The sequence below is a fragment of the Thalassospira sp. TSL5-1 genome (genome assembly GCF_001907695.1).
In the GTDB taxonomy this organism is placed as follows: Bacteria; Pseudomonadota; Alphaproteobacteria; order Rhodospirillales; family Thalassospiraceae; genus Thalassospira.
In genome coordinates this window covers 13,830-32,319 of the sequence record NZ_KV880641.1, presented here as the reverse complement: position 1 = coordinate 32,319, position 18,490 = coordinate 13,830, and the positions used below count along the sequence as shown (strand labels likewise).

14 protein-coding genes and 1 tRNA gene are annotated in these 18,490 nt (G+C 53.6%); 11 read left to right on the top strand and 4 right to left on the bottom strand.

Annotated features, from left to right (window positions below; translation table 11 throughout):
• The first annotated feature begins 31 nt into the window (after positions 1 to 31).
• The 7 genes from gpt to LF95_RS20060 all read left to right on the top strand — a co-directional run bounded on the left by gpt (position 32) and on the right by LF95_RS20060 (position 7,847).
• Entirely contained in the window at positions 32 to 511 is a 480-nt protein-coding gene (gpt, locus tag LF95_RS20090) for a xanthine phosphoribosyltransferase (RefSeq protein WP_073956989.1), read from the top strand.
• Between the two features lie 45 nt (positions 512 to 556).
• Positions 557 to 1,789 (top strand): PQQ-dependent sugar dehydrogenase, encoded by a 1,233-nt coding sequence (locus LF95_RS20085; protein WP_252509845.1) that lies wholly within the window; start codon positions 557 to 559, stop codon positions 1,787 to 1,789.
• 80 nt (positions 1,790 to 1,869) lie between these two features.
• Positions 1,870 to 1,943, top strand: a tRNA-Gly gene (locus tag LF95_RS20080).
• Between the two features lie 185 nt (positions 1,944 to 2,128).
• On the top strand, positions 2,129 to 2,677 hold the full coding sequence (locus LF95_RS20075; protein WP_073957121.1) for an RNA polymerase sigma factor: 549 nt from the start codon (positions 2,129 to 2,131) through the stop codon (positions 2,675 to 2,677).
• A 109-nt stretch (positions 2,678 to 2,786) separates the two neighbouring features.
• Positions 2,787 to 3,830, top strand: a complete 1,044-nt coding sequence (locus LF95_RS20070) for a FecR family protein (protein ID WP_073956988.1) — start codon at positions 2,787 to 2,789, stop codon at positions 3,828 to 3,830.
• A 257-nt stretch (positions 3,831 to 4,087) separates the two neighbouring features.
• Entirely contained in the window at positions 4,088 to 6,460 is a 2,373-nt protein-coding gene (locus LF95_RS20065; protein WP_168173731.1) for a TonB-dependent receptor, read from the top strand.
• The gene (locus tag LF95_RS20060; RefSeq protein WP_143182122.1) at positions 6,450 to 7,847 is read left to right on the top strand and encodes a PepSY-associated TM helix domain-containing protein; all 1,398 of its coding nucleotides are present in this window, start codon (positions 6,450 to 6,452) and stop codon (positions 7,845 to 7,847) included. The genes LF95_RS20065 and LF95_RS20060 overlap by 11 nt, the downstream gene beginning before the upstream one ends.
• On the opposite strand, the gene LF95_RS20055 is transcribed toward LF95_RS20060, so the two are convergent.
• Positions 7,844 to 8,629, bottom strand: coding sequence for a thermonuclease family protein (locus LF95_RS20055; protein ID WP_143182121.1), 786 nt, complete (start codon positions 8,627 to 8,629; stop codon positions 7,844 to 7,846). The genes LF95_RS20060 and LF95_RS20055 overlap by 4 nt on opposite strands.
• Positions 8,630 to 9,018: 389 nt before the next feature.
• Here LF95_RS20055 and LF95_RS20050 point away from each other — a divergent pair, with 389 nt between their 5' ends.
• The 3 genes from LF95_RS20050 (at position 9,019) to LF95_RS20040 (ending at position 11,958) form a co-directional block, all read left to right on the top strand.
• Positions 9,019 to 10,476 carry a TrkH family potassium uptake protein gene (locus LF95_RS20050; RefSeq protein WP_252509844.1) on the top strand — a complete coding sequence of 486 codons (1,458 nt, stop codon included), beginning with the start codon at positions 9,019 to 9,021 and terminating at the stop codon, positions 10,474 to 10,476.
• Positions 10,477 to 10,569: 93 nt separating this feature from the next.
• Positions 10,570 to 10,746, top strand: coding sequence for a DUF3012 domain-containing protein (locus LF95_RS20045; RefSeq protein WP_215905719.1), 177 nt, complete (start codon positions 10,570 to 10,572; stop codon positions 10,744 to 10,746).
• Between the two features lie 207 nt (positions 10,747 to 10,953).
• Entirely contained in the window at positions 10,954 to 11,958 is a 1,005-nt protein-coding gene (locus tag LF95_RS20040) for an aspartate-semialdehyde dehydrogenase (protein ID WP_073956984.1), read from the top strand.
• Positions 11,959 to 12,102: 144 nt separating this feature from the next.
• Here the strand turns inward: LF95_RS20040 and LF95_RS20035 are convergent, their stop codons facing one another.
• Together LF95_RS20035 and purU are read right to left on the bottom strand one after the other, a co-directional pair.
• On the bottom strand, positions 12,103 to 13,539 hold the full coding sequence (locus LF95_RS20035) for a sensor domain-containing diguanylate cyclase (RefSeq protein ID WP_143182120.1): 1,437 nt from the start codon (positions 13,537 to 13,539) through the stop codon (positions 12,103 to 12,105).
• 211 nt (positions 13,540 to 13,750) lie between these two features.
• Positions 13,751 to 14,617, bottom strand: coding sequence for a formyltetrahydrofolate deformylase (gene purU / locus LF95_RS20030; protein ID WP_073956982.1), 867 nt, complete (start codon positions 14,615 to 14,617; stop codon positions 13,751 to 13,753).
• A 381-nt stretch (positions 14,618 to 14,998) separates the two neighbouring features.
• Here purU and LF95_RS20025 point away from each other — a divergent pair, with 381 nt between their 5' ends.
• Positions 14,999 to 16,447, top strand: coding sequence for a TrkH family potassium uptake protein (locus tag LF95_RS20025; protein WP_073956981.1), 1,449 nt, complete (start codon positions 14,999 to 15,001; stop codon positions 16,445 to 16,447).
• Between the two features lie 378 nt (positions 16,448 to 16,825).
• Here the strand turns inward: LF95_RS20025 and LF95_RS20020 are convergent, their stop codons facing one another.
• Positions 16,826 to 18,415 (bottom strand): sensor histidine kinase, encoded by a 1,590-nt coding sequence (locus tag LF95_RS20020; RefSeq protein ID WP_073956980.1) that lies wholly within the window; start codon positions 18,413 to 18,415, stop codon positions 16,826 to 16,828.
• Positions 18,416 to 18,490: the final 75 nt, after the last annotated feature.

Below are 18,490 nucleotides of genomic sequence, written 5' to 3'. Positions count from 1 at the left end.
CTGACACAGTGGTTTTTGCAGGAGAAACGTTGTGAGCGAAGCCGCATACAACAAGGGATTTCCGGTTTCCTGGGAGCAAATGCACCGTGATGCACGTGCCCTGGCGTGGCGCTTGCTGGAAAAAGGCCCGTATAAGGGTATTGTCGCCATTACGCGGGGCGGGCTTGTGCCTGCTGCGATCATTGCGCGCGAACTTGATATCCGTTTGATTGATACGGTGTGCGTTCGCAGCTATTCTGACAAAAGCCGTGGCGACCTGGAATGGCTCAAGGATGTCGAAGGCGATGGCGAAAACATGCTGATTATCGACGATCTGGTCGATACCGGAAAAACCGCCAAGGCCGTGCGCGAAAAGCTGCCCAAGGCGCATTTTGCCACCGTCTATGCCAAACCGCAGGGCCGTGAAGTTGTGGACAGCTTCGTTACCGAAGTTTCCCAGGATACCTGGATTTATTTCCCCTGGGATATGGAACTGTCGGTCAACGCACCGATTTCCGAACGCGCCCGTTAATCGGCCCGGGGTTTTTCCTGGGCCCAGCGCCCAAAGGAGAAAACCATGCCCCGCACGACGCAATTCCGCCCGTTTTCATTCTCTTTCTGGTCACAAGGCGACCAGGAGAGGCGTGAAGACGGGTATTTTTTATCCCAATTATTACAAAAAACGGGTTCCGTCAGGTTGCAGCGTGCCGGGTTGGTTGCTTTGCCCTTGCTGGCGCTTGTTCTGGCAGCCTTGCCGTTTTCGTCTGCTTTTGCCGATGAAAACATGGACAGGCTGGAAAAAATCGGGTCCCAGCTCACCGTTGCCGATGGTTATGACCTGTCGGTTTTTGCCACTGTGCCCAATGCCCGGTCCATCGCCCTTGCCCCGGATCAGGGCGGGATGTTTGTCGGAACACGCGGGCGTAACCTGTATTTTGTGCCGGTTGACGGGCAGGGAAAGGCTGGCAAGGCCCGCAATATTTCATCGGATTTTACCTCGGCCAATGGGGTGGCCTATCAAAAGGGCACTTTGTTTATTGCCGATCAGGGTCGTGTTGTTTCGTTTGATCTTGCCAATTTTAACGGCAAAGAACTTGGTTCTCCGTCAAATATCCTGTTTGATGGCCTGCCAGACAAAAGCCATCATGGCTGGCGCTATGCCGCCCTATCACCCGATGGTGAAAAACTGTTTGTTGCAGTGGGGGCTCCTTGTAATATCTGCAAGGTTTCGGGGCTGGAAGGCACCATCATCACCCTGCCGGTTGGGGGTGGTGATCCTGAAATTTATGCCTCGGGCATTCGTAATTCCGTCGGGCTGACTTTTAACCTCGATAGTGGCGATTTGTGGTTTACCGATAATGGCGGCGATGGCCTGGGTGACAATATCCCGCGCGAGGAACTCAATCACGCCAGCGCACCGGGCGGTTTTTATGGCTATCCGTGGTTTGCGGGCAATGATACACGCGCGCCGGATTTCAAAAACGAAGATGTGCCGCAAAAGGTAACTTTCCCGGCCTTTACCTTTAACGCCCATAACGCGCCGCTGGGCCTGCATTTTTATCAGGGCGACCTTTTGGTGGCCCTGCACGGGTCGTGGAATCGTACGGTGCCGGATGGGTACGAAGTGGTGCGGGTGAAATTCACCGCAGGCAAGCCGCAAACCGCAGAGCCCTTCCTGTCCGGCTTCCTGCGCGATAATGGCGCGGTTCTGGGCCGCCCGGTGGATATCAAGCCCTTTGGCGATGATGGGTCGGTGCTGATTTCCGATGACCATGCCGGGGTGATCTGGAAGATGACACCGCGTTCCTGACCGGGCAAAAATATTTGCGGTGGCAATTGCGTGATTGTCTTGCACAGCCGGGGCAGTCAGGCTATAAAGCGTGCCGCAAAGCGGGTGTAGCTCAATGGTAGAGCAGAAGCTTCCCAAGCTTACGACGAGGGTTCGATTCCCTTCACCCGCTCCAATTTCCCTCGATATTACATAGACTAACGTGTTGTGCATCTAGGGTTTGCACGCCTTATTTGTATTTACGCGCTTTTCATATTATTAATTTGAGAATGATAATCATAATCTATATGGTGCCTGTTTCGCGCGGCCAGGGTCCCTGGTGATCGCAGGCGTTCAGGAATGTATTTGCAGCATAACCATATGACCAGGCGACGTTTCTCCAATTTGGCACAAGTTGTTGAAGAATATTACGACGAGCTGCTGGGCTTTGTGGTTCGTCGGACAGGATCGCGCCCATTGGCGGAAGAAATTGTCCATGAAACCTGGATCCGCGCCAGCATAACCCGTGTGGTGATGCCCGGAAATCCGCGTGCTTATGTTTATAGTATGGTGCGCAATCTGGTCATTGATCATCATCGTCATCATTCAGCACGCCAGACGATTGAGCTTTCGCCCCTTCCACATGATGAAAATAGCGAGGCGGAAAACTGTGCGCCCCAGCATGATATCGCTGTGCCGTCTCATGAAGATATGGTCTCGGCCCGTCAGGAACTCGCGTTGATTTCCGACGTGGTGACACGGCTGCCGCAAAAATGCCGTCAGGTTTTTTTGATGTATCGGGGGCAGGAACTTTCGATGTCGGAAATTGCCAAAACGCTGGATATTTCGGTCCGTACGGTGGAAAACCATATTGCGCGGGCCATGGTTGAATGTCGTCGTTGCCTGCAGGATGCGAGGCGTGAATTGTGAGACAACATCATGTAAGTCACACCCGGTATGTATATTGGCATGATGATGGGGAAGGGGCAAGCTGCCCTGGTTGTTTGGCCGCGCAAAACGATGGCTGAGGCGGATTGGCATGAGTGAACGCGATGCGGATTTTGCCGCAGAGATTTCTGACGAGCTGTTTCAGGAAGCCGTGATCTGGCATGGCCGCCTGCGCGAGGCCGCGTTCCATACTGGGTCGCAGGAAACGGTGCTGGCTGAATTTGAAAGCTGGCAGCAACAATCTTCGCTGCACCCGGCCGCCTTTTGCGAGGTTGAGCTTCTGTGGGGCAAACTGGAATTGCCCGTTAAACGGATATGGCGGGCGCAAGGCCAGGTTTCCCCGGTTATATCCGACGCACAAGCGGTGCCATCACAGGCTGGGCGGCAAAAGCCCTCTAACGGATGGCGCATTGCGGCCCTTGCCGCTGTTATTTTGCTGTGCATTGTGACGGGCGGTTATTTCAAAAATGATGTCGAACAGTATTTTAATCCGGGTCTGTATATCACCAGCCAACAGCCCATGACCCAAACCCTGCCGGACGGGTCCAAAATAACGATGAATGTGCATAGCCGGCTGGAGGTCGCCTTTGGGGCGGATAAGCGGCTGGTGAAATTGCAGGCGGGGGAAGTGTGGTTTGATGTGGCCCATAACGCCCAAAAGCCATTTGTCGTGGAAACGGCGCAGGGGACCATTACGGTTTTGGGAACCCGGTTTAATGTGCGCAAAATGGCGGATTCCGTTATTGTGAGCCTGGTGCAAGGCAAGGTGGCGTTACGGGATAAGGCCACCGCGTCGCAGGCGCCGACCCTGCTGGCCCCGGGAATGGCGGCTGATTTAACACCGACCGGGATTGGCAAGGCCCATTCGTTTGATGCCTTTGCAACCACCGCCTGGCAAAAGGACCAGATGGTTTTTTACGACGCCCCGGTTTCCGAGGTGGTCAAGGAACTGAACCGTTATTATCCGGGGAAAATCGTCATCGCAAATCGCCATTTGGCTGACTTGCATATCAGCGGTGTCTTTCGCACGGATAATATTGGCCGGGTTTTGGATGCGATTGAAAATACGCTTTCTGTACGTGTGATCCGGGTGACGGATTATCTGGTCGTTCTGGCATGGCAGGATGATGCCTGATTTTGTTTTTAAAACAGGGGCTTGAACCTTTCCGTAGATGCTTGTGCCTTCTCTTCCCTTTTTGCTGTGAATAAGAATTTTTAAAAAATTGATGTGGGACTAGGGGGTGATCGTTTCTGGTCCGTCTTACTCATATGTCGCGAATGCGCCGTATTCGCAATTTGATGATGTATAGAGTTTGGGGGACGGAATTGGGAACCTTGGCAAGACCAAAAATTGGCTTCGGGATGTGCCTTATGGTGTCGTTTGGGGCACTGATGAGCAGCCATGCTGCCTGGGGGGACGAGGCAGCGCAGAAACCGGTCGCGGGCGGAAAACTGGCGAACAGCGATCAGGCAGCCTATGCCTTTGACATAGCATCCCAGCCTTTGCCCCAGGCATTGGCGGCCTTTTCGGCGATAACCGGCATTCAGGTTCTTTATACGGATAAATCAATTTATGCCCTTCGCTCGGCGGCCCTGAAGGGCACGTTTGGCACCAATGATGGCTTGCGTACCTTGCTGGCGGGAACGGGTCTTCAATATCGTTATACGGTGGATCAGTCCGTTACGATTGAAAAACGCCCGGCAGCATCCGGCCTGAGTGACGGCATTACGCTGGATGCGATTACCGTGATTGGCACCCGTCAGTCGCGCTATGACAGCCGCTATTCCGAAACCGGAACATTGCTTGCCAAGGATGTGACCGATATTCCCCGCACGGTAGATGTGATCCCCGAACAGCTTTTGCTCGATCAGCATGCCAGCGAACTCGAGGATGTTTACCGGCTGTCCCCCAATGTGGTGAATGTTGATGGTTATGGCGGCAGCCGTGAAGATTTTCTGATCAGAGGGTTTCGCCGCCGGGATGATATTTACCGCAATGGCGTGCGCCTGAAAACCAATGGGCGCGTTAACCCCGATACCGTCGATAGTGTGCAGATCGTCAAGGGTCCGGTGGCCGAGATCGGGCAGATGACGCCGGGCGGCCTGGTTAATATCATTACCAAAAAGCCCAAATTCACCCGCGAAAATCATGTTGCGACCGATTTTAACGAATATGGTGAACGCCAGGTTCAGGCCGATTTTACCGGGCCGCTGAATGATGAAAAAACAATGGCCTACCGCCTGACAACTTCGGCGGAAAACAGCCGCAATTTCCGCAAGGCCGATATTGACCGCCAGTTTTTGTCTTCCTCTTTCTACTGGGAGGGGGAAACGGGTGCGAATGTGAATTTCAATTATGAATACACCCATGACGAACGGCCGATTGACCGGGGTGTCATTACCGTTCCGGCGGGGGGCGGAAAGCGCAGCATCGTCAACACAGCGGTTGATACACGCTTTGATCAGTCGAATTTGAACAATCGCGATGTATCGACCCACATTTTTGAAGTTGATAGCGCCATACCGGTTTTTAACGACGACTGGACGCTGGAAAACAAGCTGTTTTATGCCTACGAACAGGTTGATGAAATTCGTAACGAGGTCGTCAATGTTTCCAATACCGGTGTCTTGACGCGCCGTGTTCAGGGTAACGATGATCGTGAATTGGGAACGGTTTTTGCCCGTATGCAAATGCGTGGCGAATTTGATGCCGGGTTGCCGGTGGATCTGGTTTCCGGGGTCGAGTTGCGCCATCAGGATGAATCCTGGACCAACTTTGCCGGTGCCAACCAAACCGGCGGCACCGTTTCCAACCCGTCCTCATTTACCCTGGTTGATAATACCGATAGCAATCCGATCCTGCGGCGTTATACCAAGGTCAAACAGCTTTCCTATGGCCCCTATGCCCAGGGGGATATTCACCTGACCGATGCCGTGACCCTGACATTGGGGGCACGTTACGAAGTGGTTGCCAACGAATATAGCCAGATTGATCGTCTGACGGATACCGCCAGCGGTTTTGATCCGGGGTCGGACGGGCATTTGACCAAATCGGCAGGGCTGGTCTGGAAACCGGTGGAAGACCTGTCGCTTTATGCCTCCTATGCCGAAACGTTCCAGTCCCAGAATATTTATTCGGGCAACGAAACCACGGCGGTTTTTGACCCGGAGCAGGGCCGCCAATATGAAGTCGGGGCAAAATGGTCCGGTTGGAATGACCGTATTTTATTAAGCGGTGCCCTGTTTGACATTCGTCAGGAAAATGTCGTTGAAACGGTGAATGGCACCCCGGAACTGACCGGCGGTATTCGCTCGCGCGGGGCGGAGGCAGTTATCACGGCCAATCCGGTTCAGGGCTTTAACCTGCGCGCCGGTGTCGGTGTGCTGGATGCCGAAATTGAAAGCGAGAACGCCAATAACGGCAACACCCCCACCAATACGCCCGATATTACCACCAGCCTTTGGGCGAGTTACGAGTTCCAAAAGGCCGAAAGCAGCCTGAAGGGGTTGGGCTTTGGTGCCGGGCTTTATCATGTGGGTAATCGTTATGGCGATAGTGCGCACAATTTTGAGCTGGGTGACTATACCCTGCTGGATGTGGGCATATGGTATTACCTTCCGGTGCGCAACGAGTCCCGTGTGCGGTTTGACCTTGGGGTTAAAAACGTGACGGACGAAAAATACTATGTCGCATCGGGCGGAACCTATCGGGTGAGTGTTGGCGCACCGCGCACATTCTACGGGAGCATCCGATTTGAATTCTGATCCTGCGCCTCTTGGCAGGAAACAGACCGGCAAGCCAGTTAAACCCAGGTGGTTTGACTGGCATAGCTGGATTGGTGTCTGTTTGGGGCTGATGTTGTTTTCCATATGCTGGAGCGGCGCCTTTGCCGCTTTGTCGCAGGAACTGGACTGGTTATTCACACCCGCCGCACATTTGCCCCCCTTTGCCGGGCATGTTGATTTTTCGGGCATTTTTGCTGCCGTTAAGCAACAGTTCCCGCACGCCCGGGTCGAATTTCTGCAAGAACCGCTTTATGCCGTTTTCCCGGCAAGCGTTGATATTATCACCGCACAGGGCGAACGGCGGATTGTCCAGGTTGACCCGGCAACGCTGGCGGTGCTGGGAACCCAGTCACTTTTCACGATCGAACGGTTCTTTCGCGAATATCACGAAGCCCTGTTTGGCTTTTACGGGGTGGGTAAATTCATCATCACCGCGTTTTCTCTGCCGTTGATGTTGGCAATGGTCAGCGCCCTGCTGTTTTATCGGCGCTGGTGGCGACGGTTTTTTGAACTGCGTACAGGCAAAACCCGGGTCAGTCTCTGGAGCAGCCTGCACAAAATCGCCGGTTTGTGGAGCCTGTGGTTCGTGGTGCTGATCGCCCTGACCGGTTTTTGGTACCTGTTTGAGGAAGGGCGCTACAAGCTGGGCGATGGCAAGTTTGCCTATACGGATTCCTTTCCCTTGGCAGTGCATGTCCTGCCCAAAATCCAGATAAAACCGCAGGACCGCCTGCCATTTGAAACTTTATTGGTGCACGCGCAATCCGCCCGGCCCGATATGCGCATTACCGGCATTTATCCCAATCGTGGCGGGTATTTTTATGTCATCGGCCAGTCCGATGATGTGCTGGTGCGGGATCGCGCCAATAAAATCTATCTTGATCCCCAAACGGGTGCGGTTGTTTTCAATCAACATGCGGATGATTTATCGGCCTATTGGCGCTGGTCCGACATGGCTGATCCGCTGCATTTTGGTACCTTTGGTGGGGTGATAACCAAAATTATCTGGTTTGTGTTTGGCCTGATTTTGTCCGGTCTGGCCCTGAGTGGGGCCTGGCTGCATATGAAAAAACGCCAACGTTCCGGCAAAGCTGGTGCAGGATGGCGCGGTACATTTGTCATGGCCGCATTCTTTACCATCCTGCCCCTGGTCTCTTTGCCAATCATGGCGGTTTATCTGGTGCGCATTGGCCCGCTGATCGACGGCCAACGGCACATGGCCGAATTGCCATTAGGCGTTGCGGCCTTTGTTGCCTGCTGGCTTGTGCTGACATTTGGCATCAAGCTGGCCTGGCTTTGGTCTTGCTATCGTTTGAATAAGGGCAAAAAGCCCGAAAACAGCTTCAGGGCCGTTGCGGGTACTTAGTTGTTGGGCAAATATTCCAGCCCCAATTTGCGGGCTTCCTCGTCGCTACAAACGGTTTGCGGCGGGTTTTCGCTGGCATAATTGACAAAACGCGGGTCCAGCGAGCTGATGTAATGGCCCTTGCCATCGCCGACAAACAGGCAGCGTTTCTTTTCGTCCGGCAGGCGTTTGCCCGCCCGCCATTCAGCCGGGGGGATCATTTTGGTGCCATAAAGGCCAATTCCGGCATTGGCGGCCTGTTTGGCCTGGTCGTCATAATCCAGTGAAAAACCGGGAATCGGCAAGGCCTCGCCATCGGCTATCATGGCTGCCCCAACATCGCGATCTCCAATCGAGCATTCGACGCGGGGCCAGCTTTTGCCATTTTTGCCGCTGTTTGTGCTGCCATTATCACGCTGGTCATCGGCCAAGACGCATTCAGCCGGGAAAGGTGACATGGTGAAGTATTTTTGCAACTGCATCCCGGCAGATAATCCGCAATCTTTCAAATTGCCATCATGCAGGCATTGCTGGCCCAGTTCCGGCGCATCGATCCCGGCAATATCAAACACATGCCCATCAATCAGGATGGTGTCACCATCAATGGCAAAAACCTTGTGCCCGTCGGCCTTGAAAACCGTCTGATTGCTGACATCGGGCGGGGTGGCCGCTTTGGTGGTGGTTTTGGTCGCAGCCGCAAGCGGGCTGGCCGCAAAACCGCTTGCCACCAGGGCGATGATCAGAACCGGAAGAGACATGCGACGGTGCAGGATTTTTTGCCAGAATGCAGCACGCAGGATCATGGATATTCTCTTTGCTTTTGTCTTTGTTGTGGCCTTCACCCCTTGTCATGGTGCCAACCATGCCAGGGCGTGATCGGGCGCATGATCGCTTTGGGAGCCGAGGGCGGGGACAAGTCAGTAAACCGGGCTATGATGCAGACCATAGCATTCATGATGGGAAAACACGGCGAAAAGATGCCTGATTGACGCCAAGTTTGCGATAACGGGATGCACACGAGGCCATTTGCGGTTATAGAGCATAGGACAAAAGAAGGATCGGGGAAAAATGCGTGGCAGGAAATAAGGCCATGCAGGCGCGGCCCGCGCGATAACGGGTATATCCAATTCTGTCCCGGACCAAAGCCACGGCATGGTAAATGCCGATTGTACGAACTTGCATGGATGCTGCCTTGTTACGACTGCAACCGATTTTCTTTGTTGTTGGGCTGATGGTGATCATCATCGGAGCCGCCATGCTGATTCCGGCAATTGTTGATCTGTATTTTGGCAACCCTGACTGGCTGATTTTTACTCAGGCGTCCTTTACCAGCATTGGTGTGGGCGGCATGACCTGCCTTGCCTGCCGGTCTGACATTGGCCCGCGTGTGACCGCCCGGCAGGGGTATGTTTTAACCGGCTTTTCCTGGATTGCGGTGAGTGTGACCGGGGCCTTGCCGCTATGGTTTTCATCGTTGGATATCAGCTTTTGTGATGCGGTGTTTGAAACCATTTCCGGGTTGACCACGACGGGCTCCACGGTTCTTTCCGGCCTGGACCGCATGCCGCCGGGTTTGCTTTTGTGGCGTTCGATCATGCAATGGCTGGGCGGGATTGGGATTATTGTAACCGCCCTTGCCCTGCTGCCGCTGATGCGGGTTGGCGGGATGCAGCTTTTTCAGATGGAAAGTTCGGACCGTTCGGAAAAACTCAGCCCGCGTATGCGCGACATGTGCCTGCAAATCGTTGTAATCTATGCGCTGCTGTCGCTGACTTGCATGGTGCTGTATCGCATTTTTGGCATGACCTGGTTTGAGGCCATCAATCACGCCATGACCACACTGGCAACCGGCGGCTATTCCACCACCGACCAGTCCTTTGGCAAATTTGCCGGAAACTGGCCGTTGCACTGGGTGGGAACGGTGTTCATGTTTGCCGGCGGGCTTCCCTTTACCGCTTATGCCGTGATGGTCCGCAAACGCAGCATTCGCGCCCTGTTTGATAACCAGCAAATCCGGCTTTTGTTGTTGGTATCGGGCTTTTTTATTGCTCTTCTGACATTCCGTCTGATGCAAATCTCGGACGATGGATTGTGGGCCAGCTTTACCCTGGCCTCGTTTAATCTGGTATCGGTGATCACCACCACCGGTTTTGCCTCGGGCGATTATTTGCTGTGGGGGCCAGTGGCCGTCATGCTGTTTTTCTTTGCCACCTTTGTAGGGGGCTGTTCGGGCTCGACGGCGGGCGGGTTTAAAATGTTCCGCCTTTACGTGGTATTTAGTGGTCTGCGTGCCCATTTCCTGCGGTTGCGCAGCCCCAGTGCGGTGACGGTCAGCTATATTGACCGTAATGAAATCACCAGTGACATTTATAACGCGGTGACGGTTTTCGTTTTTCTGCTGTCCATCAGCTATATCGGTGTCACCGTTGCCCTTGGTTTTGCCGGTCTGGATTTAATTACCGCCATGAGTGCGGCGGCAACCGCCCTTGCCAATGTGGGGCCGGGTATGGGGCCGATTATCGGCCCGGCTGGCAATTTTCAAAGCCTGCCCGATTCGGCAAAATGGGTGCTGGATATTGCCATGATCCTGGGGCGGCTGGAATTTGAAACGCTGCTGGTGTTGTTACTGCCAGCCTTTTGGCGCGATTAGTCTTGCGACTTGTGCAAGAAAAGGTTGTTGCCCTGTTTTTGCCCCATCCGTGTTTTAGGGTTTTGGTGAAATAAACCGGAACGGAGGAGCACGATGGGATGGATGCAAAGAATCCTGATCGCCCTGGCCGCCATGATGGTGACACTGACACTGGTTGCCTGCGCACCCGAGATTGGCAGCCGTGACTGGTGCGATACCATGCAACATACGCCCAAACCGGACTGGACAGCGAATCAGACCAGTGATTTTGCGAAATATTGCATGTCCTGACGGAATGAATGAACCCATTTTGCAAGATGTTTCTCGAAGGATCGGGAACAAATCGCAGGGTTGTGCGTTTGTCAGTGCAGTCATTATGCGGGATAACCCGCACGAACCCTGATTTGCGTTATATCGGGAAATCAATATAATGCACGACCCGCGAATGATCGCGGAGGTCGAAAACGACACAACAATATACGAGGATAGTCAGATATTATGAGTGCCGAAAATCTCCATGTCGGTGTGATCGGCGCAACCGGTGCGGTTGGCGTCGAGCTGATCAATGTTATGTTTGATCGTAATTTTCCTGTGGGTGAACTGACCCTTTTCGCGTCCGAACGTTCGGCAGGAAAAACCCTGGAGACTAAATACGGCACTAAAACCGTGACCCTGTTCTCGGTTGAGGATGCCAAGAAATGCGATATCGTGTTTCTGGCCGTATCTGGCGATTTTGCCAAGGAATATGCCCCGCAAATTGCCGAGGGCGCGCTTGTGATCGACAATTCGTCGGCTTTCCGTCTGAACGACGATGTGCCGCTGATTGTACCTGAAATCAATGGTGACCTGGCCAAGAAAGCCAAGCTGATTGCCAACCCGAACTGCACCACCGCCATTGCGGCTGTGGCCCTGTGGCCGCTGCATCAGGCATTTGGCCTGAAAAAGGTGTTTGTTTCTACCTATCAGGCAGCATCGGGTGCCGGTCAGCCGGGCATGAACGAACTGCACGAAGGTTTGGCATCGGGTCTTAAGGGCGAAGAAATCAAGGCGGAAGTGTTTGCGCATCCGCTGGCTTTCAACGTTATTCCGCATATCGATACCTTCCAGGATAACGGTTATACCCGTGAAGAAATGAAGGTGACGTGGGAAACCCGCAAAATCTTTGGTGCGCCGGACTTGCCGGTTTCCTGTACCGCTGTGCGTATTCCGACGGAACGGACCCATTCGGAATCCATCGTTGTTGAAACCGAAAAGGCCGTCACACCGCAGGAAGCCCGCGATGTGCTGGCAAAGGCCAAGGGTGTGAAGCTGGTGGATAATCCTGAAAAGCTGGAATATCCGATGCCGATCAACGCGACCCGTAAATATGATGTCGAAGTTGGCCGTATCCGCACCAACCTGATCTTTGGTGATCATGGCCTGGAACTGTTTGTCGCTGGCGACCAGTTGCTGAAGGGTGCCGCCCTTAATGCCGTTCAGATTGCCGAGGCCTCGATTGCCTGATCACGGCTTTTTACCCGCTTTCGGGCGGATGACTAATTGATAAAAATGGTCCCGTCTGAATGTCAGGCGGGGCCATTTTTGCATTTTGGTTGGCGGCTGGTTGGCCGGAGGGCAGGTTTACGCAGAAAAGGCTTTGGACTGGGCTTACGCCTGCGAAATCTGGTCGCGCCCGGCATTTTTGGAACTGTAAAGCGCCTGGTCCACCCGGTTGATGATCGATGACAGTGTTTCGCTGTCGCGATATTCGGTTACACCGGCGCTAATGGTCAGCGAGATGTTTTCGCGGCCAAAGCGAACGCCGTTTTGGCGGATCATATCGGCAATGCGCCGTGCGGTTTGCATCGCATTGCTGCGGTCACGGCCGGGCAGCAAAACAACAAATTCATCCCCGCCCCAGCGGCACAGCGTATCTTCATCGGAAATCTGGCTTCTGATCATTGTCGCGACCTCGCGCAGGGCGGTATCGCCACCCGGATGCCCGTAGGTATCGTTGATTTCCTTAAATTGGTCCAGGTCCAGGCAGATCATGGCAAGCTGTTCTTTGCGACGACGGCAAGCCTTGGTGACTTTCTCAAACACCAGGTCAAAAACCTGGCGGTTGCACGCCGATGTCAGCTTGTCAAACGATGCCAGTTCTTCCAGCCGTTTTTGATAGCCGCGTATGGTAAAATAGGCGGTAAAGCCAACCAGCAATGTAATGAACAGCGAAATCGCGATATTGATCAGCAGGGTATTTTCAATGCGCTGGTCGCCGATTTGTTCGTGCTGTTCGACCAGCAGCAGCCAGTTGAATTCCGGTACCAGGCGACTATTGACGAAAATGGTTTCTGTACCGTCATTGTAACTCAGCGATGTTCCCGGCGAGGTTAAAATCTGGGTTGCCAGCGGGCTGATGCTTTTATGAGCCTGAAGGGTTTTGTCATTGCCAAAATCGCTGCCATGCAGGGTGATATTGCCCTGACGGTCGGAAAAATAAATCGTGCGACCATATCGTTTTTGATAGGTCTCGATCAGGTTGGTCACGGAATTGACGGCCAGTCCCACCCCGGTCACGCCAATGACTTTGCCTTCGTAATCGCGCACCTGATAATTGACAAAAATCGTCAGCCTTGAGCGGTCGGCCGTGTCGTGATCGACATTGATTTCATAGGTGTCTTTCATGTTTTTGGAATGAAAATACCACGCATCATCAGGGTCGTCGGGCGAGACCTGCTTTATAATGCCGTCCGTGTGGTAATAGTTCCGGCTTTTGTCCGAAACAAAAAACGCGGTTACTGTGCCATAACGTTTCTGGATTTCGCTTAAATAGCGCGTGACCTGTTGTGTGTTTTTTTCGCCATTCAGGGTCCAGTCACGGAAAAACGTATCGTGCGCCATCAGCGATGAAATGAAGATCGGCTGCAACAGGTCGCGCTGGATTTCCGAATAGATATTGTCGCTGGTAAGCGGCAATGTACTCTCGGCGATTTGTTCTTGCAGGGAATCCCGTGCGACATAAAAACTGACAAAGCTTGTTGTAAGGAACCCTATTCCCAAAAGGATACAAAGAATCAGGGCAAAATGTAGCTTCTTTCCCGGCACGTTGGATTCCACTTTAAAACGGTCTTGCGCCGATGATGGGCGCGATATTTACATTTGTGAATATGCAATCTATGGGAAAATTGCCTGTAACACCATGCCCCATTTACTATCTGTAATGATAGGCTTTCTGTTGTTTCAGACTAAAAATCCCGGCCATAGACGGGTCTGACCGGGATTTTTAAACGTTAAGATGCAATCGGTGTAAATTTTACTATCGCCGGAAAATAACCGTTTTACTGCCGTTGCGAAAGACACGGTGTTCGCAGTGCATCTGAATGGCGCGTGAAAACACGACCGATTCAATATCCCGGCCGATTTCCACCATATCCTCAGCGGTCATGGTGTGATCCACCCGTTCCACCGCCTGATGGATGATCGGGCCTTCGTCAAGGTCGGCGGTAACATAATGTGCCGTGCCGCCAATCAGTTTCACTCCGCGCTTGTGCGCCTGATGATAGGGCTTTGCCCCTTTGAAGCTGGGCAGGAAGGAATGGTGGATATTGATGCAACGCCCTTCCAGTTCCCGACATAGATCGGTTGAAAGAACCTGCATATAACGCGCAAGCCCGACCAGATCTGCCTTGTGTTCGCCCACAAGGTCCAGAAGTTTGGTTTCCTGGGCGTGTTTGTTATCGCGATCAACCGGCAGATGGTAATAGGGAATGCCGTTCCATTCGACAATGCCACGCATATCTTCGTGGTTGGAAACCACGGCGGGAATTTCAATGCCCAAATTGTTCGATGCCACCCGGTGCAGAATATCGTGCAGGCAGTGGCCGAATTTCGAGACCATCAAAATCACGCGCGGCTTGCGGAAATAGTCGTGCAGTTTCCAGTCCATCGAAAACCGTTCGCCAATCGGCGTGAATTTTTCGACAAATTCGGCTTCGGTGCGCAGGGCGCGCCCGGCATCAAATTTGACCCGCATGAAAAAGCGTTTGCTTTCAGGGTCGCCAAACTGTTCAAGCTTGGTCACAAACGCCCCTTCGTCCGCCAGAAAGCTGGTGACACTTGCGACAATGCCAAAGGTATCCGGGCAGGTGATGGTCAGGATAAAGGTTTTTGAAAGTTCGGACATTTCCGTTGCGGCTTTCAGTTGGGAATGCGATTTGACCTTGCGATATAAAGGCTGGCTGGGCTGCTGCCAACCCGCTTATTGGCTGCCAACCCGCTTTGACGGGCAAACAGACGGGCTTTTGTATGCGAAATGCGTAATATTACGGGCATGGTCTGCCCGTTGTGAGCGTAAAAACTGGACATTGCCCGCACTTTCCCCAAGAATCCGCCGCCAGCATCCAGTGTCGCTGTCACAGGGCAGATACCCGGCTTGCGGGCCGCCCGATATGGGGCATATGTCCGCCGAAGATCAAAGCAGGATGCAATTAAACAGCGTCCGTGATATGGCGATACGCAACGGGCAAGACGGGCTGATACCGACAGGGGAAGACGGGGCTATTCATTGATCGATTTTCGACCAATCCTTTTCATCATTGGCATTTTGCTTGCGACCCTTGCCATTGGCATGGTCGTGCCGGCACTGGTGGACCTTTATTACGGGCATCCCGACTGGCTGGTATTTTCGGCGGCCTCGGCGGTTTCGCTGTTTATCGGCGGTGCGCTGGTGATGATGAACCGGACCGATACCCTGCGTATGACCTCGCGTCAGGCCTTTATCCTGACCACGGCAAGCTGGCTGGTGCTCACGGCAGTTTCCGCCCTGCCTTTTGCCTTTTCCAACCTGAATATGAGCTATACCGACGCCTTTTTCGAGGCCATGTCGGGCATATCGACCACTGGTTCGACAGTGATGGTCGGGCTGGATTCGGCCCCGCCGGGCATTTTGCTGTGGCGGGCGCTGTTGCAATGGCTGGGCGGGATCGGGATTATCGTGATGGCGATTGCCGTGATGCCGATGCTGCGCGTGGGCGGGATGCAGCTTTTTCGTATGGAAAATTCCGATAAATCCGACAAGGCCTTTCCCCGTGCGACGCAAATCGCGATGGGCATTTTCACCCTGTATGTCGTCTTTACCATCATTTGGTCGTTTTTGCTGTGGTGGGCAGGTATGTCGGGCTTTGATGCGATTGCCCATGCCATGACAACCATCGCCACTGGCGGGTTTTCAACCCGTGATGCTTCGATCGGGTATTACGACAATGCCCTGATTGACGTGATCATCACCCTGGGTATGACCACCGGGGCCTTGCCGTTTTTGCTTTATTTGCAAAGCCTGCGGGGGCAGCCCTTTGTCCTGTTTCGTGATTCCCAGGTGCGCTGGTTTGTCACCATCGCGCTTACCATTATTCTCAGTGTTGCCCTGTGGCATAGCGAGGTCAATGATGTTAGCTTCCTGACCGCTTTGCGCTATGCCTCTTTTAACATCATTTCTGTTATGACCGGGACCGGCTATGCCACCACTGACTATGGTTTGTGGGGAGCATTTGCGGTGTCGGTGTTCTTTTTTGTCATGTTTATTGGTGGCTGCGCGGGCTCCACGACCTGCGGGGTAAAAATTTTCCGCCTGCAGGTGCTTTATGAAATCGCCAAAATCCAGCTGAACCATATGCTGCGGCCGCATGGCGTTTTCATTGCCTATTATAACCGCAAGCCCCTGACCGAAGATGTGACGGAATCGGTTCTCAGCTTTTTCTTTTTGTTTGTGTTCTGCTTTGTTGTGCTGGCGGCAGGCCTGGGCGCGATGGGGCTGGATTTCATTACCGCTATTTCCAGTGCGGGAACAGCTATTGCCAATGTCGGGCCGGGGCTTGGCCCCATTGTCGGGCCGTCAGGCAACTTTGCCACCTTACCCGATGGCGCAAAATGGATGATGGCGATTGGCATGCTGATCGGTCGGCTCGAGGTCTTTACCGTGCTGATCCTGCTCTCCCCGCAATTCTGGCGCGACTGATTTCATATTGTGATGGTAAATTTCCATATTTGAAAAATAAAACCCTGGGGTCAGTTCAGGGGAGGACGGGGTTTTACGGGGCATCTGTAAGGAAGCTAACAGATACCGCTACCTGTTGGGGGCTGGTATATGGATTTTATACCTTCAAGGTCTGACGTTTTTTGTGCCTTAAAGGCCTGTATTTTTGACATAGCGCCCGATGTGCATTTCGCAAGCCGGGAAAAACGGAACGGCGACACCAGGCCCAGGGTCAGGAGCGGATCGGGGTTCGGGATAAAGCCCGGCATCGCCTTGAAGCAACTATGCCAAATACTGATCTGCGGGTTAAATCGAATAAAATGTTATTTTCGATAGGATAAAACTATAGCTTTCGAGCCGTCAATCTGGATGGGCAATGGCTGCATTAACCGGCAGAATGGCGGCAAAGGTGGTGCCATCTGGCCCGGATGCCCGCAGCCGCAAGGTGCCGCCATGTGCCATCATCAATTCCCGGGCAATGGCAAGGCCAAGACCGGTGCCGCCCTGGCGTGCCGTTCCGGCAAAAGGCACAAACAGATTTTTGATGGTTTTCTCCGGCAGGCCCGGACCGTTATCGGTGATCAGAATTTCAATGGCTTTTTGCTCCTGCACCGGGTTGAAATCATCAATATCATCCAGCGCGGTCGACGCCCCGCCCAGCTCCAGTGGCCCGGCCATATCGTTGCTTTGCGATAGTTGGGCTCGGTCACAGGGGGTGGCGTTGATGGTGACGTGGCTGGCACCGGCCTCAAAGGCATTGCGGATGAGATTGCCAAAAATCCGCAAAAGCTGGTCGTAGTCGGCCTCGACCACCAGTTCGTCGGCCACATTCAAAGTTAATTGCGGTGACTGGGGCTGATCGCCATTCAGATCAAGCGGGCGGCTGGCAAGGTCGGTTTCCGTGTCGGATGCGGCGCTGTCACTGGCGAGTTGTTCCAGTATCGTTTCGGAACATTCCTCGAACAATTCGCGCAGGGTAAAGCGCGCAATATCCAGCATTGGCGGGGCTTCGCGGGCATAGGACAGGGTTTGTTCACTGATATAAACCGCACGCTCCATCGAGGCGAGCAGGCGTGGCACCACGGCCCGGACTTCCTTGTCTTCGCTGCTGGCAAGGCGTTCGGTCATCAGCATGGATGTGGCAAGGGCATTGCGTAAATCATGGCTGATTTTGGTGGCTGCCGTGCCCAGGGCGGCAAGACGTCGGCGCTGATTGAGCATGGCCTGCAGGTCATGTTGCATATTGGCCAGTTCCTGCTGGGCAATGCCGATTTCGTCTTCGCGCTGGTCGGGCACAATGATGTTGTCGCTATCTTGCGGGTTGCGGCGAAAGCGGATCATTTCACGGGTAAAGCGGCGCATGGGCCTTACCAGCAACAGGTTGAGCGAAAAATAAACCAGGGCTGCCGTGCAAAATGAAATGACCAGCGACAGGCCCAGCACCCGCCAGCCAAATTCATACATTTCATGGGCCAGTTTGCTTTCATGGACCAGAATTTCAATTTTGAAGTTTGGCGCCATCGACGGCATGCCCATTACGCGCAACATGCGGTCTTTGGGTTGTATCAGGGTTTCAAACGCTTCCGCGATGGCCGATGCGATGGAAAATTGCCCAAGATCGACATTATGATCTACCTTTTCGGGCATATCGTCGCGTTGAAGCAGCAATTTACGGTCATCGCGGCGGAGGACGACCGCCTCGACACCGGCATTGGTCAGCAATTCGCGGGCCAGGTCCTTTGAGACCATCAGGTCGGGGGTCGCCTCAAGTGCGAGGGCGGCCAGATAGGCGGAATCAAGATGGGCGCGCAACCAGTCGATGCGAAACCGTGCCACCGAGGGGGCAAACACGAAGATTTCCGCCAGCATGACAAACCCGACGGTTAAAAACAGCAACCGGGCTGAAAGCGATTTGGTCCAGGGGGGCAGGCGAAGATGTGGTCTGTCCATATGCCGGCTTCATGTTGTTGGAGGTGGCACGCATTGGCGTACCATGCTGCATGTTCGTGTTTGCCGGTGCAAACC

Bases quoted from the DNA above. Each gene is read 5' to 3' on its own strand.
- purU (WP_073956982.1), bottom strand. From the start codon at position 14,617: ATGTCCGAACTTTCAAAAACCTTTATCCTGACCATCACCTGCCCGGAT.
- LF95_RS20020 (WP_073956980.1), bottom strand. From the start codon at position 18,415: ATGGACAGACCACATCTTCGCCTGCCCCCCTGGACCAAATCGCTTTCA.
- LF95_RS20065 (WP_168173731.1), top strand. From the start codon at position 4,088: ATGAGCAGCCATGCTGCCTGGGGGGACGAGGCAGCGCAGAAACCGGTC.
- LF95_RS20045 (WP_215905719.1), top strand. From the start codon at position 10,570: ATGGGATGGATGCAAAGAATCCTGATCGCCCTGGCCGCCATGATGGTG.
- LF95_RS20085 (WP_252509845.1), top strand. From the start codon at position 557: ATGCCCCGCACGACGCAATTCCGCCCGTTTTCATTCTCTTTCTGGTCA.
- LF95_RS20075 (WP_073957121.1), top strand. From the start codon at position 2,129: ATGACCAGGCGACGTTTCTCCAATTTGGCACAAGTTGTTGAAGAATAT.
- LF95_RS20070 (WP_073956988.1), top strand. From the start codon at position 2,787: ATGAGTGAACGCGATGCGGATTTTGCCGCAGAGATTTCTGACGAGCTG.
- LF95_RS20040 (WP_073956984.1), top strand. From the start codon at position 10,954: ATGAGTGCCGAAAATCTCCATGTCGGTGTGATCGGCGCAACCGGTGCG.
- LF95_RS20055 (WP_143182121.1), bottom strand. From the start codon at position 8,629: ATGATCCTGCGTGCTGCATTCTGGCAAAAAATCCTGCACCGTCGCATG.